Raw genomic sequence first — 14,662 nt, forward strand, 5'->3', positions numbered from 1 at the left:
AATCAAGGGCTTACGTAAGGCCCGCACTATTTTTTATAGCGACCTTAAAAACTTCCGCGTGCACAATTCCTGTGCATAAGCAGCATGGCGGAAACTACCAAAATCCGACAGTTCAAGCCACGCTCCGGTGCCGCGGATCGAGCAGTACCCGCTCGATCACTTGCGACCGGACCGCCTGGCGTTTGAGGAATTCAAGGGCGCAGAGCATGCCGGACTCGCGCATCAGCGCGATGCCGCGCGCGACGATGTCGCGCTGGCGCGGGTCACGCCTTTGTTCCATGAAGTCGGCAACCGGCGAGTTGGCTTGGGCGGGATATGGGCCCATCGAGAGTCCTCCTGTGGGGTGATTTGCCGCCCCACGATTATTCAGTACTGTTTAACGAAGTCAATACCAGATCCATATCGTGCTGCAGGCGATGCGAGAAAATGCGCCGGCGCCGGCGCCGCCTGCGTTGCGCCGCGTTCCGCCGTCCCTGCCTACAATCGCCTTATCACACTGTCCAGGAGGTCCGCCATGAGCATGCACCCCGATCCCGACCTGAACCCCGGCGACGAAGCCGAACCGGGCACGCCCGGCGCCGGCGAGGACATCTGCGAGGCCTGCGCCGGCACCGGCCGGCTGGGCGACGGCAAGCCCTGTCCCGAATGCGGGGGCAGCGGCCGCGTCATGCGCGGCATCGGCGGGGGCTGAATCCACGGGCGGCTGAAAGCGGACTGAAAGGACGGCGTGCCATAATGGCGGGATGACCGCTTCACCCTCCGCTATCCCCGCATCCGTCCCAGGTTCCAGCCCCGAGCGCCCGCGCCCCGCGTCGCTGACCGCCCTCTTCATCGCCTTCACCCTCCTGGCCCTGCAAGGCTTCGGCGGCGTGCTGGCGGTCGTCCAGCGCGAGGTGGTCGAGCGCCGCCGCTGGCTCAGCAACGAAGAGTTCATCGAGGACTGGGCGGTGGCCCAGATCATGCCGGGACCGAACGTGGTCAACCTGGCGATGATGCTCGGCGCCCGCTGGTTCGGCCTGGCCGGCGCCCTCACCGCCCTGGCCGGCCTGCTGGCGGTGCCGCTGGTCGTGGTCCTGCTGCTGGCCCTGGTGCATGCGCGCTTCGCGGACAATCCGCACGTGGCCGGCGCCCTGCGCGGCATGGCCGCCGTCTCGGCCGGCATGATCGCCGCCACCGGCCTGCGCATGGCCGCCACCCTGGCGCGCAATCCCGTGCCCCTGGTGTTCGGCATCGCGATCGCCGCCTGCGCCTTCGTGCTGCTAGCCTGGGTGCGCGTGCCGCTCACCTGGGTCCTGTTCCCGCTCGGCGGCCTGGGCTGCCTGCTGGCGTGGCGGGGGCTGCGATGAGCGTCCATCACATCGTCCTGACCTGGCAGGACTGGATCGACCTGTTCGGCCACTACCTGATGCTGTCCCTGATGTCGCTGGGCGGCGCGATTTCGACCTCGAGCGAGATGCACCGCTACCTGGTGGAGCAGCAAGGCTGGCTGACCCAGGCCCAGTTCAACGAGGCGATCGCCCTGGCCCAGGCCGCGCCGGGGCCGAACGTGCTGTTCGTGGCCCTGATGGGCTGGCACGTGGGCCTGAACGCCGGCAGCACCGCCGCCGCCTTCCTCGGCGTGGCGGTCACCATGGTCGGCATCATGCTGCCTTCGACCATCTTCACCTACCAGGTGGCGCAATGGGGCCACCGTAACCGCGAACTGCGCGCCGTGCGCGCCTTCAAGCAGGGCATGGGGCCGCTGGTGATCGGCATGCTGCTGTCCACCGCCTGGCTGCTCGCCGCGTCCGGCGGCGGCGGCGCCAACCTGCCCCTGTGGCTGCTGGCCGCGGGGAGCTGCGTGGTGATCTGGCGCACCCGCATCCACCTGCTGTGGATGCTGGCCGCGGGAGCGCTGCTGGGAGCGTTCGGCGTGGTCTAACTGGCAAGATCGTGATGAACGCGGCATACTAAAGCTTCTCCTCCACTTCCGCCGACATCATGCTCGAACTCCTCAACGAACACGCCTGCTTCGGCGGCGTCCAGCGCTTCTACCGCCACGATTCCAGCGCCATCGGCCTGCCGATGCGCTTTTCCGTCTACCTGCCGCCCGGCCACGAGGGCAAGCGCCTGCCGGTGCTGTTCTACCTGGCCGGCCTGACCTGCACCGAAGAGACCTTCATGATCAAGGCCGGCGCCCAGCGCGTGGCGGCCGAGGAAGGCCTGATCCTGGTCGCGCCGGACACCAGCCCGCGCGGCGCCGGCGTGCCAGGCGAGAGCGACAGCTGGGACTTCGGCGTGGGCGCCGGCTTCTATGTCGACGCCAGCGAGGGCGAGTGGGCGCGCCACTACCGCATGTACAGCTACATCCTGGAGCTGCGCGAGCTGGTGCTGGCCCAGCTGCCGGCCGATCCGGAACGCACCGGCATCTTCGGCCACTCCATGGGCGGCCATGGGGCCCTCGTGATGGCGCTGCGCAATCCGTCACTGTTCCGCTCGGTGTCCGCCTTCGCGCCGATCGCCGCGCCGAGCCGCTGCCCCTGGGGCAAGAAGGCCTTCGGCGGCTACCTGGGCGCCGACGAGGCGGCCTGGGCGCGCTACGACGCCAGCGCCCTGATGGCCGGCCGGCGCGAGGCGCCCTTCCCCGGCGGCATCCTGATCGACCAGGGCCTGGCGGACAAGTTCCTGGCCGAGCAGCTGTACCCGGAAGCTTTCGAGCAAGCCTGCGCCCAGGCCGACCAGCCACTCGAACTGCGCCGCCACGCGGGCTACGACCACGGCTACTTCTTCATCCAGACCTTCGTCGCCGACCACCTGCGCTTCCACCGCCGCCAGCTCTCCTGAGCGCGCTTATGCCCGGGTGGACGCATGCCGTCCACCCTGCTTGAAACTTGCCATCCGCTGCCCTATAAAGAAGGTGCCGGCATCCGCCGGCCATGTCCATCACATGTCCCTCACCAAACGGAGGCCATCATGAATCTCGTGAGAAGAGGCGGTTCGCCGCTCTCGGCCTACCGTCCGGGCTCGGTCGAGGACCAGTTCGGCCGGATGGTCGAGACCATGTTCGAGGACTTCTTCGCGCCGCTCGCGCAAGGCGGGCGCTGGGGCGAGGAAGGGACCCTCACACCACGCGTGAACGTCACCGAAACCGACAAGACCTATGAGGTGCAGGCCGACCTGCCCGGCGTCGCGAAGGAGGACGTCAAGGTCAGTATCGACGGCGGACGCGTACAGATCGAGGCTGAATGCCGGCAGGCAAACGAACGCCGCGAGGGCGAAACGGTGGTGTATGCTGAACGCACCGCACGCAAGTTCATGCGCAGCTTCACCCTGCCGCAGGAAGTCGACGATACGACGGCGCAGGCAAGGCTCGAGAACGGCGTCCTTCTGTTGACCCTGCCCAAAAAGCAGGGCGCCGAAGCGCGCCGCCTGACCATCCAGTAAGCGCCTGGCTCCACCCGAGGGCCGCCGCCGGGTGGCCCGCAAGACCGCGTTGCGGCGAAGCCGCACAACAACGCGGTCTTCTTATTTTTCAGGACGGGCGCAGCATGCAGCAAACCGACGCCTTTACCGACCGCGCTCACGCGGGCCGCCAGCTGGCACGCCAGCTGCGGCAGTATGCGGGTCCCGACACCCTGGTGCTGGCCCTGCCGCGCGGCGGCGTGCCGGTGGCCTTCCCGGTGGCCCAGGCCCTGCATGCCGAGCTCGACCTGATGCTGGTGCGCAAGCTCGGCTTGCCGGGCCAGGAGGAATTCGCCATGGGCGCCATCGCCAGCGGCGGGGTGCGCGTGCTGCAGCCGGGGGTGCCCGGGCTGATGGGCGTGACCCAGGAAGAAGTCGACGAGGTCACGCGGCGCGAGGAGCAGGAGCTGGCGCGGCGCGAGCGGCGCTACCGCGGCGGGCGTCCCCCGCCCCGGCTGCGCGGGCGCACCGTGATCCTGGTCGACGACGGAATCGCCACCGGCGCCACGATGCAGGCGGCGGTGGAAGTGGCGCGCCACCAGGCGCCGGAGCGGCTGGTGGTGGCCGCGCCGGTGGGCGCGCCGGACACGGTCGCCAGCCTGGAGGAACAGGTCGACGAGGTGGTCTGCCTGGCGACGCCGCCGCGCTTTCGGGCGGTGGGCCAGTGGTACCGCAAGTTCGACCAGACGAGCGACGAGGAAGTGCAGGATTTGCTGGCGCAGGCCTGGGCAGGGACGCCCGGCCAGTAGGCAAAGCGCCGACCCAACCCAATCGAGAGGAGCCGACATGAAACAGATCAAGACCGACAGCCGGATGGAACTGGGCGACATGGGTAAATGGATCGGCGCAGCCGCCGCCGGTGCGCTCTTGATGTATATCTTCGACCCCGAACGCGGGCGCGCCCGGCGCGCCTATGCCGCCCACACGGTGCGCGACGCCGGCCTGCATACCGGCGACGCCATCGGCGGCTTGCTGCGCAGCGCCACCGCCAGCCTGAACGCGGCGCGCGACAGCGCTTCCGCCGCCTACGCCCGCGCCGACGCCATGGCGACCCGCGCCGGCGAACGGATCGCCGACACCGCGCACGATCTTGCCTCCAGCGCCGCCGACGCCGCCTCGCGCACGCGCGGCCGGATCGCCAGCGCCGCCGAGGAGTCGCGCGAGCGCAGCCGGGAGCTGGAGCACCGACTGGAACGCAATACCTGGGAAGCGCGGGGACGCATGGATGCGCGCATGGACGCCGAGGCGGACCGCGCCCGCTCGCGGGTGCGCGAAGCCGCGAGCCAGGCGCGCGGCTGGCTCGACGAACTGGTCAACGCCTTCGACCACCGCAGCCCCACCCTCACCAATTCCGCCCTGCTCGGCGGCGGGGTGCTGGGCCTGACCGGCCTGGCGCGCCGTTCCCCGCTCGGCGTGGTGCTCGGCCTGGGCGCCCTGGCCCTGCTGGCCAGGAGCGGCGGCGGCGCGCGTCTTGCCGCCATGGTGCGCGGGCAACCCTCGGGCAGCCGGATCGAGGTCGAGAAAACCATCGAGATCGCCGCCGCGCCCGATGAGGTCTACGATGCCTGGTCGAACTACGACAACTTTCCGCGCTTCATGTCGCACGTGAGCGAGGTGCACGACCTGGGCCACCGCCGTTCGCACTGGGTGGTCAAGGGCCCGGGCGGCAGCGAATATTCGTGGAACGCCGTCATGACCGAGCAGGCGCGCCCCGACCACATGGCCTGGCGCAGCGAGCCGGGCTCGGAGATCGAGCAGGAAGGCGCGGTGAGTTTCGAGCCGGTGCGCGGCGGCACCCGGGTCACGGTGCGCATGGCCTATACGCCGCCGGGCGGCGCCCTCGGCCACGGGCTGGCGCGCATGCTGGGCGCCGATCCCAAGCGCCAGATGGACGACGACCTGGCGCGCATGAAGTCCTTCATCGAGCGCGGCGTGACGCCCTACACGTCCTCCCACTCGCCCGCCGGTGACCGCTACCTGCATTGAGTCATCATGGCGATCATCACCGACACCGCCCTCGATGCGATCCGCTCGCAAGCCGTCCCGATCGCGGGCGGCGCGCGCGACTATGACGCCCTGCTCGACCTGGTGGGCAACGCCCGCTTCGTCCTGCTGGGCGAAGCGACCCACGGCACGCATGAGTTCTACGCCGAGCGGGCCCGCATCACCCAGCGCCTGATCGAGGAAAAAGGCTTCACGGCCGTGGCGGTGGAGGCCGACTGGCCGGACGCCTACCGGGTCAACCGCTACGTGCGCGGCGAAGGCCACGACGCCGACGGGCGCGCGGCGCTGTCCGGCTTCGAGCGCTTCCCGGCCTGGATGTGGCGCAATACCGCGGTGCTCGACTTCGTGGAATGGCTGCGCGCGCGCAACGAGGCCAGCCAGGCCAAGGCCGGTTTCTACGGACTCGACCTGTACAGCCTGTTCACCTCGATCCACGAGGTGCTCGGCTACCTCGACAAGGTCGACCCGGAAGCCGCGCGCGAGGCGCGCCGCCGCTACGCCTGCTTCGACCACTACGACCGCGACAGCCAGCAGTACGGCTACGCGGCCAGCTTCGGCATGAGCGACTCCTGCGAACAGGGCGTGCTGGCGGCCCTGCACGACCTCCAGCAGCGCGCCTTCGACTACATGCAGGGCGACGGCATCGCGGCCGAGGACGCGTATTTCTGCGCCCAGCAGAATGCGCGCCTGGTCAAGAACGCCGAGGAATACTACCGCACCATGTTCCGCGGCCGGGTCTCGTCCTGGAACCTGCGCGACAGCCACATGGCCGAGACCCTGGACGCGCTCGCGCGCCACCTCTCGCGCGACGGCAAGCCGGCCCGCATCGTGGTCTGGGAACACAACTCGCACATCGGCGATGCGCGCGCCACCGAGATCGGGCGCATGGGCGAATGGAACGTGGGGGAACTCGCGCGCAAAGCCTATGGCGCCGACACCTGCCTGATCGGCTTCTCGACCTATGACGGCCGGGTCACGGCTGCTTCGGAATGGGACGGACCGGCCGAGCACAAGCACGTGCGCCCCGGCCTGCCGGGCAGCTACGAGCACACGCTGCACAGCACCGGCCTGGGCAATTTCTATGTGCCCCTGCGCGATCCCGGTCCCGCGCGCGACGCCCTGATGGAGGGACGCCTCGAGCGCGCCATCGGCGTGCTCTATATCCCGCGCACCGAGCGCCAGAGCCATTACTTCATGGCCCAGCTGCCGCGCCAGTTCGACGCCGTGATCCACATCGACCGCACGACGGCGGTCGAGCCCCTCGATCCGACCAGCGGCTGGCATTCGAACGAGCCGCCGGAGACCTATCCTCAGGGCTTGTGACTCGGAGCCAGGTTCAATCCTGGCCCATCGCCGCCAGCCCGGCCGTTTCAGCCTTCACCTGCCCGGCGCCTCCAAACCTGGCGACGCCGGATGGCCCTCCTTTGGCGTCGCGTCTCCATCGAAAATCGCATAGCCGTCCCTGCCCTTTCGCTTGGCCTCATACAGCGCACTGTCGGCTGCCGCCAGCAACTCTTCCTGGTTCTGGTCCGCGTGCGACAAGGCGATGCCGACGCTGCTCGATGCCTGCAACGGCCCCTTGCTGGTGTCGATCGGCACCCGCATCGTCGCCACGATCTTGGCCGCGATGCGTTCGGCCTCGGCCGGCGACGAGATCTCCTCCAGGATCACGACGAATTCGTCGCCCGACAGGCGCGCCGGGGTGTCGGTATTGCGCACACCCGCCGTCAGGCGTCGCGCGAACTCCTTCAGCACCTCGTCGCCGACGCCGTGGCCATAGGTGTCGTTGATGCGCTTGAAATGGTCGACGTCGAGATAGGCCAGGGCCAGCGGCTTGCGACTGCGCCGGGCCCGGTCCAGGGCGTGCTGCAGGGTTTCGGTGAACATGTGACGGTTGGCGATCCCGGTCAGGGTATCGATGCGGGTCAGCTGCACCAGCTGCTCCTCGACTTCCTTGGTATGGGTTACATCGTGCATGAGGGCGTAGACGCCGGCGACCGTGCCGTCCAGCTGGAGATCGGGAATGAAGGTGCCCTGCAGATAGCGCGGCGCGCCGGGCACATCCAGCTTCACTTCGCAGGTGACACTGTGGCCGGCGAAGGCCTCGTCGAGCTTGTCCCGCACCTGGGCATAGGCTTCGCGCCCCATCAGTTCCGACACCGTCATGCCGGCCAGCTGCGCCAGCGATACGTCGAACCACTTTTCGAAGGTGGCGTTGCCGAAGCCGAAACGCCGCTCCCTGTCGAGGTAGGCAATCAGCACCGGCAGGTTGTCCGCAATCGTGCGCAAGCGCTTCTCGGTCGCATTGCGGTCCCCTTCGGACGTCTCGCGCTCCGCCATCAGCTCGTAGAAGGCGCGCCCCAGTTCGCCGATTTCGTCCTTGCGGCCGTCGCGCAGCACCGCGATGTCGCTGGCATCGTGGCGAATCGCCCAGACCTGGTCGCGCAGGGTCTCCAGCGGCCCCAGCAGCCGGAATACCAGCACCCAAGCCAGCACCCCGGAGGCCAGCGCCAGGCCGAGCGCGCCGAAGAAGGCGTTGCGGCGCATTTCGGCCAGCGGCGCGAAGGCCTCGTCGCTCGGGTAGCGCGCCGCCAGGATCCAGCCGGTGGTGCGCAGGCGCTTGAACGCATAGATGGATTCGCGCCCATCCTTGCCGCGCCCCTCCACCCAGCCTTCATACCCTGTCAAGGCGCGCTCGGTGGCGGTGTTGAGACCGGGTTTAGCGTTAACATGTTCCATCACACGATCTTTTTCCGGGTGGTCGATCAGGATGCCTTTCGCGGTCATGAGGTAGAGATACCCCGAGTTGCCCGGGCGGAGCGAGCCGATCTGGCGCAGGAAACCTGAACCCTGCAGGTCCACGCTGGCGACCAGCACCTGTTCCACTTCGCCGTCCGCATTGCGGATCGGCGCCGCGAAAATCACCACGTTCTTGTCCGACAGGCGGCTGAGGATCGGCTCCGAAATCACGCTCGCCCGGGTACGCATCACCCGCTCGAAATAGTCGACACCGGTGGCGTTCAGGCTGCGGCCCGGCGGGAATTCACGCAGGGTCACGACCATCTCGCCGGTGCGCGCCAGGGTGAGGAAGTTCAGGTAGTCGTTGCCCCACATGCGGGCCTGGACGTCGAGGTACTGCTGCATCAGCATGTTGTCGCGCAAGGCCGCCTGCGGCGTGTTCGCCGCCATCGCCTCGATCTGGCGCACGCGGTCGCTGATGCGGTCGTCCATGAAGGACACCGCCCCAGCCAGCATGGTGAACTGCTGGTTGCCGATCACCGCCTTCATGCCGCGTTCGGCCACGGACAGGGTCGACAGGGTAACCAACAGGGTCGTGACGAACACCAGCGCAGCGGCCACGCAAGCCAGACGGAACTTCAGGTTCGGTGCAGATACGCGTGAGCCAGGCTTAAGCATGGGATTTGCATCTGTTGGCTGATCGACAACCAAGTATTACACATTATTAGGTCGAGCGACCGAGAATACGCCTTTTGTGTGCAGCTTTTCGCTACTGTCGAGGCCGTCAGATTTCCGCTAGGATGGTGGATTGTTCAGTCCATGTCCTGATTACCACGAGAGTTCGCCATGAGTAAATACACCTTGCAGGTCAATGGCCAAGCCCAGGCCGTCGACGTCGAGCCGGATACGCCGCTGCTGTGGGCCTTGCGCGACACGCTGGGCCTGGTCGGCACCAAGTACGGCTGCGGCCTGGGCCAGTGCGGGGCCTGCACGGTGCACCTGGACGGCGTGCCGGCGCGCTCCTGCCTGACGCCGGTCTCGAGCGTCGGCAAGCAAAAGATCACCACCATCGAAGGCCTGGACGCGAAAGCCCGGCATCCCTTGCAGCTTGCCTGGCAAGAACTGGACGTGCCGCAATGCGGCTACTGCCAGTCCGGCCAGATCATGAGCGCCTGCGCCCTGCTCAAGCAGCATCCCAAGCCGAGCGACGCCCAGATCGACGAGGCCATGGCGGGCAACCTGTGCCGCTGCGCCACCTACACCCGCATCCGCGCCGGCATCCACCGCGCGGCCGAGATCGCAGCCACCGGAAACGGCAAGAAATGAGCGCGCCACTCTCTTCCTCGCGTCGCGGCTTCCTGCGCAACAGCGCCCTCGGCGGCGCCTTCCTGCTCGGCATGTCGGCCGAGGGCGTCCTGGCGGCCGCCGCCGGCGCCGCTCCGGCCGGTCCGGCCGCCCCGGACTTCGTGCCCAACGCCTTCATCCGCATCGCGCGCGACGGCCGCGTGACCCTGATCTCGAAGCAGCCGGAGATCGGCCAGGGCATCAAGACTTCGCTGCCCATGGTGATCGCCGAGGAACTCGACGTCGACTGGAAGGATGTGCGCATCGTCCAGGGCGACCTCGATCCGGCCTATGGCAGCCAGGGCGCGGGCGGCTCGACCTCGACCCCGACCAACTACAACGATTTCCGCCGTCTTGGCGCCACCGTGCGCGCCATGCTGGTCCAGGCCGCCAGCCAGGCCTGGAAGGCGCCGGCGGGCGAATGCGCGACCGCCGGCGGTTTCGTGGTGCACACGCCCACGAAACGCCGCCTGGGCTATGGCGCCCTGGCCGAGGCGGCCGGCAAGCTGCCGGTGCCCGCCGCCGACCAGGTGGTGCTGAAGGACCCGGCCGCTTTCAAGCTGCTGGGCAAGCGCATCGGCGGCGTCGACAATGCCGCCATCGTCAGCGGCAAGCCCCTGTTCGGCATCGACGTGCAGATTCCCGGCATGCTGTACGCCGTCTACGCCAAGTGCCCGGTATTCGGCGGCAAGGCGCTGCGCGCCAACCTGGACGCGATCCGCGCCATGCCGGGCGTCAAGGACGCCTTCATCGTCGAAGGCGCCGGCGTCCTGAACGCGCTGCGCCCGGGCGTGGCGATCGTCGCCAACTCGACCTGGAACGCCATGCGCGCCCGCCGCGCCCTGGAAGTGGAATGGGACGAAGGTCCGGGCGCCGGCCACAGCTGGGCCGATTTCACGGCCCAGGCGAAAGCCGCCGGCAGCAAGCCGGGCGCGCTGACCCAGCGCAAGGACGGCGACGTGGCGGCGGCGCTCAAGGGCGCGGCCAAGACCGTCGAGGCGGCCTACAGCTATCCCTTCATCTCGCACGCCAGCATGGAGCCGCAGAACTGCACCGCCTGGTTCAAGGAAGATGGTTCGCTGGAATTGTGGGCGCCGACCCAGAACCCGGGCGCCGGCCAGGCCCTGGTGACGAGCCTGTTCAATATTCCGAAAGAAAAGATCACGCTGCACATCATCCGCAGCGGCGGCGGTTTCGGCCGGCGCCTGAGCTCGGACTTCATCGTCGAAGCCACCGCCATCGCGCAAAAGGTGAAGGCCCCGGTCAAGCTGACCTGGACCCGCGAGGACGACCTGCAGCACGACCACTTCCGTCCGGGCGGCTTCCACTTCCTGCGCGGCGGCGTCGATGCGGCCGGCAAGGCGGTGGCCTGGCACAACCATTTTGTGACCTTCGCCAACCGCATCGAGCGCGACGGCCAGAGCGTGCTGCAGCCCGGCAGCGGCGGCAACCTGTCGGGCGACGAATTCCCGGGCCGCTGGCTGCCCAATGTCCAGCTCGAACAGACGGCCCTCGAATGCCGCGTGCCGATGGGCCCGTGGCGCGCGCCGGGCAGCTGCGTGTTCGCCTGGGTCTTCCACAGCTTCATCGACGAGCTGGCTCATGCGGGCGGCCGCGATCCGCTCGAGTTCCGCCTGGAACTGCTGGGCGACAAGGACGTGGTGCCGGGCACCGGCGAGCGCGGCCAGCCCTACAGCGTGGCGCGCATGAAGTCCGTGCTCATGACCGCTGCGGACAAGGCCGGCTGGGGCAAGAAGAAGTTCCCGCGCGGCCAGGGCCAGGGCATCGCCTTCCACTTCAGCCACCGCGGCTACGTGGCCCAGGTGGCCGAGGTCACGGTCTCGCGCGACGGCAAGCTGAAGGTCGACCGGGTGGTGGTGGCGACCGACATCGGCGCCCAGATCGTCAACCTGTCGGGCGCGGAAAACCAGGTCGAGGGTTCGGTGATCGACGGCCTGTCGACCCTGATGTTCCCGGAGCTGAACATCGACAAGGGCCGCATCGTGCAAAGCAACTTCCACGATTACCAGCTGCTGCGCATGCCGGATGCGCCCGCCAAGATCGAAGTGCACTTCGTCAAGTCGGATTATCCGGTGACGGGCCTGGGCGAGCCCGCCCTGCCGCCGCTGGCCCCGGCGGTATGCAATGCGATCTTCGCGGCGACCGGCAAGCGCGTGCGCGAGCTGCCGCTGTCGAAGACCGACCTCAGCTGGACCTGAGTCCGCTTGCTTCGTTCCGGCGCGCCGCCGCGTGCGCCGGATCGTTGTCCTTGGCGCCGTGCTGTTCGAGGATGGCGGCGGCCTGTTCCAGGCGCGCCGGGTCGTCGGCGCTCACGGTGATCACGCACTTGCCGATCTCCAGGCCGGGCGTGTAGACGTCCTTGTAGTCGGTGCCGCCCTTCACGGCGGGCGAATCGCCGACGGTGAAATTGGCCTCCGAGGGCCCGGCTTCGTCGCCGGTATGGCTGATCTCGATGCTGTCCCGGTCGAATCCGGCGTCGAGCAGCGCCTTGCGGGCGCGCTCGGCGTCCTCGATCTCTTCGATGACTCGTACGATCTGGGTATCCATGGCTGCTCCGTTTGTCGATGGAACCACCGTAACAGAAACGCCCCCGCCGCGGCGCTCATTCCGCCGTCCGGTAGCTCCCTGCAGCCATTGAATGTTCCGTAACGAAAGAATGTCAGCCAGCCTGATCGGGAACGACCGCGGTCACCTCGATCTCGACCCGCGCCCGGTCTTCCATCAGCGCGCTCACTTGCACGGCGCTCATGGCCGGGAAGTGGCGTCCGATGGTGTCGCGGTAGGCCGCGCCCACGGCCGCGCCGGCGTCCAGGTATTCGCGCTTGTCGACCACGTACCAGGTCATGCGCACGATGTGCTCGGGCCCGGCGCCGGCTTCGCGCAGCACCGCCACGACATTCTCCAGCGCCTGGCGCGCCTGGCCGACGAAATCGTCGGTCTGGAAGCGCCCTTCGGCGTCCCAGCCGATCATGCCGCTCACAAAGACCTGGCGGCCGGATGCGGCGATACCGTTCGAATAGCCTTTCGGGCGCACCCAGCCCGCAGGCTGCAGGATCTCCATCATCATTTTTCCTTTTGCGCGGCAAGCAGTTCCCGCGCCACGATCAATAACTGCACTTCGCTCGCGCCCTCGTAGATGCGCAGGGCGCGGATCTCGCGGTACAGGCTTTCCACCATGCGCCCGCTCTGCACGCCCTGGCCGCCGAACAGCTGCACCGCCGCGTCGATCACGCGCTGGGCGGACTCGGTCGCGGTCAGCTTGGCCATCGCGGCTTCCTTCGTCACCTTGCGCCCCTGGTCGCGCATCCAGGCCGCGCGGTAGGTCAGCAGTGCAGAAGCATCGATGTCGGTCGCCATCTGGGCCAGTTTGGCCTGGGTCAGCTGGAAGTCGGCCAAGGTCTTGCCGAACATGGGCCGCGCCTGCACGTGGGCCAGCGCGTCGTCCAGCGCGCGCCGCGCAAAGCCCAGCGCGGCCGCCGCGACCGAGGTGCGGAATACGTCGAGGGTGGCCATGGCGATCTTGAAGCCCTGCCCTTCCTCGCCGACCAGGCGCGCAGCGGAAACACGGCAGCCTTCGAAGGACAGGCGCGCCAGCGGGTGCGGGGCGATCACGTCGATGCGCTCGGCGATCCGCAAGCCCGGCGCATCGGCGTCGACGATGAAGGCCGAGATGCCCTTGGCGCCGCGCCCGCCGTCGCCGCCGCCGTCGCCGGTACGCGCGAACACCACATAGAAGTCGGCGATGCCGCCGTTCGAGATCCAGGTCTTTTCGCCATCCAGCACCCAGTCGCCGCCGTCGCGGCGGGCCGCGCACTGCATGGCGGCCACGTCGGAACCGGCCTGGGGCTCGGACAGCGCGAACGCGGCGATCGCTTCGCCGCGCGCCACGCGCGGCAGGTATGCCGCCTTCTGTTCATCCGTGCCGAACAAGGAGATCGCGCCGCTGCCCAGGCCCTGCATGGCGAAGGCGAAATCAGCCAGGCCCGCATGGCGGCCCAGGGTTTCGCGGATCAGGCAGATGGCGCGGGTGTCGATGCTGTCCCGGGCGCCGCCGTGGGCGGTGCCGCCGACCGCATGGCGCAGCCAGCCGGCCTGGCCCAGCTGCTTCACCAAGTCGCGGCAGACACTGTCGACGTCGTGGCCGTGCGCACCATCGAGGTGGGCCGCGGCCCAGGCATCGAGTTCGCGCGCCAGCTCGCCGTGGCGGGGCTCGAAAAAGGGCCAGTCGAGATAGTCGAGGCGTTCCATCAATCCCCCTCGAACTGCGGCTGCTGCTTGGCCACGAAAGCGTGGTAAGCGCGGTGGAAATCGTTGGTGGCCATGCAGATCGCCTGCGCCTGGGCCTCGGCCTCGATGGCTTCGTCCACGCCCATGTTCCATTCCTGCTGCAGCATCTTCTTGGTCATGCCGTGGGCGAAGGTAGGACCATTCGCCAGCTTCGCGGCGAAGGCCTGGGCCTCGCCCAGCACCTGCTCCGGCTCGCACAGGCGGTTGAAGAAGCCCCAGCGCTCGCCCTCTTCACCGCCCAGCGCCCGGCCCGAATACAGCAGCTCGGCGGCGCGGCCCTGGCCGATCAGGCGCGGCAGCAGCGCGCAGGCGCCCATGTCGGCGCCGGCCAGGCCCACGCGGGTGAACAGGAAGGCCGTGCGGCTGCGTGCGGTGCCGTAGCGCAGGTCCGAGGCCAGGGCCAGGATCGCGCCGGCGCCGGCGCACACGCCGTCCACCGCCGCCACGATCGGCTGCGGGCAAGCGCGCATGGCCTTCACCAGGTCGCCCGTCATGCGCGTGAAGGCCAGCAGGCCCGGCATGTCCAGTTTGGTGAGCGGCCCGATGATCTCGTGCACGTCGCCGCCCGAGCAGAAGTTCTCGCCGGCGCCGGTGATCACCAGCGCCTTGACGTCGTCGGCATAGGCCAGCGCGCGGAACAGGTCGCGCAGCTCGGCATAGGACTCGAAGGTCAGCGGATTCTTGCGCCCGGGGCGGTTGAGCGTGATGGTGGCGACGCCGCCCTCCAGCGCGAACAGGAAGTGCTGCGCCTGGTGGCCTTTGAGGCTGGCGCGGCCGCCCGGCAGCCGGTGCGCTTCGCCCGGTAGATAGTGCATGGATGACTCCT

At 68.6% G+C, this 14,662-nt stretch carries 16 protein-coding genes; 10 read left to right on the forward strand and 6 right to left on the reverse strand.

All coding sequences use genetic code 11. The annotated features are described in order from the left end of the window. Positions 1 to 112 precede the first annotated feature (112 nt). Positions 113 to 325, reverse strand: a complete 213-nt coding sequence (locus tag J8847_RS09070; RefSeq protein WP_211524363.1) for a hypothetical protein — start codon at positions 323 to 325, stop codon at positions 113 to 115. A gap of 189 nt (positions 326 to 514) precedes the next feature. On the opposite strand from J8847_RS09070, the gene J8847_RS09075 reads away from it, so the two are divergent. From J8847_RS09075 to J8847_RS09110, 8 genes are all read left to right on the forward strand, one after another. Beyond that, a complete protein-coding gene (locus J8847_RS09075) occupies positions 515 to 691 on the forward strand; it encodes a hypothetical protein (protein WP_211524364.1) in 177 nt (58 codons plus the stop codon). 52 nt (positions 692 to 743) lie between these two features. Further along, the gene (locus J8847_RS09080) at positions 744 to 1,346 is read left to right on the forward strand and encodes a chromate transporter (RefSeq protein WP_211524365.1); all 603 of its coding nucleotides are present in this window, start codon (positions 744 to 746) and stop codon (positions 1,344 to 1,346) included. Beyond that, positions 1,343 to 1,921, forward strand: a complete 579-nt coding sequence (locus tag J8847_RS09085) for a chromate transporter (RefSeq protein ID WP_211524366.1) — start codon at positions 1,343 to 1,345, stop codon at positions 1,919 to 1,921. The genes J8847_RS09080 and J8847_RS09085 overlap by 4 nt, the downstream gene beginning before the upstream one ends. Before the next feature lie 59 nt (positions 1,922 to 1,980). Next, on the forward strand, positions 1,981 to 2,823 hold the full coding sequence (fghA, locus tag J8847_RS09090; RefSeq protein WP_211524367.1) for an S-formylglutathione hydrolase: 843 nt from the start codon (positions 1,981 to 1,983) through the stop codon (positions 2,821 to 2,823). A 129-nt stretch (positions 2,824 to 2,952) separates the two neighbouring features. Then, entirely contained in the window at positions 2,953 to 3,423 is a 471-nt protein-coding gene (locus J8847_RS09095) for an Hsp20/alpha crystallin family protein (RefSeq protein WP_211524368.1), read from the forward strand. 104 nt (positions 3,424 to 3,527) lie between these two features. Then, positions 3,528 to 4,190 carry a phosphoribosyltransferase gene (locus J8847_RS09100; protein WP_211524369.1) on the forward strand — a complete coding sequence of 221 codons (663 nt, stop codon included), beginning with the start codon at positions 3,528 to 3,530 and terminating at the stop codon, positions 4,188 to 4,190. Between the two features lie 37 nt (positions 4,191 to 4,227). Further along, positions 4,228 to 5,427 (forward strand): SRPBCC family protein, encoded by a 1,200-nt coding sequence (locus tag J8847_RS09105; protein WP_211524370.1) that lies wholly within the window; start codon positions 4,228 to 4,230, stop codon positions 5,425 to 5,427. Positions 5,428 to 5,433: 6 nt separating this feature from the next. Further along, positions 5,434 to 6,768 carry an erythromycin esterase family protein gene (locus J8847_RS09110; protein WP_211524371.1) on the forward strand — a complete coding sequence of 445 codons (1,335 nt, stop codon included), beginning with the start codon at positions 5,434 to 5,436 and terminating at the stop codon, positions 6,766 to 6,768. Between the two features lie 54 nt (positions 6,769 to 6,822). Here J8847_RS09110 and J8847_RS09115 read toward each other — a convergent pair whose 3' ends face one another. After that, positions 6,823 to 8,862, reverse strand: coding sequence for a diguanylate cyclase domain-containing protein (locus J8847_RS09115; protein WP_211524372.1), 2,040 nt, complete (start codon positions 8,860 to 8,862; stop codon positions 6,823 to 6,825). Between the two features lie 168 nt (positions 8,863 to 9,030). Between J8847_RS09115 and J8847_RS09120 the strand changes: the two genes are divergently transcribed. Continuing rightward, positions 9,031 to 9,510 carry a (2Fe-2S)-binding protein gene (locus J8847_RS09120; protein WP_211524373.1) on the forward strand — a complete coding sequence of 160 codons (480 nt, stop codon included), beginning with the start codon at positions 9,031 to 9,033 and terminating at the stop codon, positions 9,508 to 9,510. Further along, positions 9,507 to 11,747 (forward strand): molybdopterin cofactor-binding domain-containing protein, encoded by a 2,241-nt coding sequence (locus J8847_RS09125; RefSeq protein ID WP_211524374.1) that lies wholly within the window; start codon positions 9,507 to 9,509, stop codon positions 11,745 to 11,747. The genes J8847_RS09120 and J8847_RS09125 overlap by 4 nt, the downstream gene beginning before the upstream one ends. Here J8847_RS09125 and J8847_RS09130 read toward each other — a convergent pair. The 4 genes from J8847_RS09130 to J8847_RS09145 all read right to left on the reverse strand — a co-directional run bounded on the left by J8847_RS09130 (position 11,734) and on the right by J8847_RS09145 (position 14,651). Further along, complete coding sequence (locus J8847_RS09130; RefSeq protein WP_211524375.1) at positions 11,734 to 12,096, reverse strand: hypothetical protein; 363 nt, start codon at positions 12,094 to 12,096, stop codon at positions 11,734 to 11,736. The genes J8847_RS09125 and J8847_RS09130 overlap by 14 nt on opposite strands. 112 nt (positions 12,097 to 12,208) lie before the next feature. After that, entirely contained in the window at positions 12,209 to 12,610 is a 402-nt protein-coding gene (locus J8847_RS09135) for a RidA family protein (protein ID WP_211524401.1), read from the reverse strand. A gap of 2 nt (positions 12,611 to 12,612) precedes the next feature. After that, a complete protein-coding gene (locus tag J8847_RS09140; RefSeq protein ID WP_211524376.1) occupies positions 12,613 to 13,797 on the reverse strand; it encodes an acyl-CoA dehydrogenase family protein in 1,185 nt (394 codons plus the stop codon). Continuing rightward, the gene (locus J8847_RS09145) at positions 13,797 to 14,651 is read right to left on the reverse strand and encodes an enoyl-CoA hydratase family protein (RefSeq protein ID WP_211524377.1); all 855 of its coding nucleotides are present in this window, start codon (positions 14,649 to 14,651) and stop codon (positions 13,797 to 13,799) included. The genes J8847_RS09140 and J8847_RS09145 overlap by 1 nt, the downstream gene beginning before the upstream one ends. Positions 14,652 to 14,662 lie beyond the last annotated feature (11 nt).

This window comes from Massilia sp. AB1, from assembly GCF_018119385.1.
In the GTDB taxonomy this organism is placed as follows: domain Bacteria; phylum Pseudomonadota; class Gammaproteobacteria; order Burkholderiales; family Burkholderiaceae_D; genus Telluria.

Excerpts from the sequence above, each read along its gene's own strand:
- J8847_RS09100 (WP_211524369.1), top strand. The coding sequence starts at position 3,528 with ATGCAGCAAACCGACGCCTTTACCGACCGCGCTCACGCGGGCCGCCAG.
- J8847_RS09110 (WP_211524371.1), top strand. The coding sequence starts at position 5,434 with ATGGCGATCATCACCGACACCGCCCTCGATGCGATCCGCTCGCAAGCC.
- J8847_RS09120 (WP_211524373.1), top strand. The coding sequence starts at position 9,031 with ATGAGTAAATACACCTTGCAGGTCAATGGCCAAGCCCAGGCCGTCGAC.
- J8847_RS09095 (WP_211524368.1), top strand. The coding sequence starts at position 2,953 with ATGAATCTCGTGAGAAGAGGCGGTTCGCCGCTCTCGGCCTACCGTCCG.
- J8847_RS09070 (WP_211524363.1), bottom strand. The coding sequence starts at position 325 with ATGGGCCCATATCCCGCCCAAGCCAACTCGCCGGTTGCCGACTTCATG.
- J8847_RS09145 (WP_211524377.1), bottom strand. The coding sequence starts at position 14,651 with ATGCACTATCTACCGGGCGAAGCGCACCGGCTGCCGGGCGGCCGCGCC.
- J8847_RS09125 (WP_211524374.1), top strand. The coding sequence starts at position 9,507 with ATGAGCGCGCCACTCTCTTCCTCGCGTCGCGGCTTCCTGCGCAACAGC.
- J8847_RS09130 (WP_211524375.1), bottom strand. The coding sequence starts at position 12,096 with ATGGATACCCAGATCGTACGAGTCATCGAAGAGATCGAGGACGCCGAG.
- J8847_RS09075 (WP_211524364.1), top strand. The coding sequence starts at position 515 with ATGAGCATGCACCCCGATCCCGACCTGAACCCCGGCGACGAAGCCGAA.
- J8847_RS09105 (WP_211524370.1), top strand. The coding sequence starts at position 4,228 with ATGAAACAGATCAAGACCGACAGCCGGATGGAACTGGGCGACATGGGT.
- J8847_RS09135 (WP_211524401.1), bottom strand. The coding sequence starts at position 12,610 with ATGGAGATCCTGCAGCCTGCGGGCTGGGTGCGCCCGAAAGGCTATTCG.
- J8847_RS09085 (WP_211524366.1), top strand. The coding sequence starts at position 1,343 with ATGAGCGTCCATCACATCGTCCTGACCTGGCAGGACTGGATCGACCTG.
- J8847_RS09140 (WP_211524376.1), bottom strand. The coding sequence starts at position 13,797 with ATGGAACGCCTCGACTATCTCGACTGGCCCTTTTTCGAGCCCCGCCAC.
- J8847_RS09080 (WP_211524365.1), top strand. The coding sequence starts at position 744 with ATGACCGCTTCACCCTCCGCTATCCCCGCATCCGTCCCAGGTTCCAGC.
- J8847_RS09115 (WP_211524372.1), bottom strand. The coding sequence starts at position 8,862 with ATGCTTAAGCCTGGCTCACGCGTATCTGCACCGAACCTGAAGTTCCGT.
- fghA (WP_211524367.1), top strand. The coding sequence starts at position 1,981 with ATGCTCGAACTCCTCAACGAACACGCCTGCTTCGGCGGCGTCCAGCGC.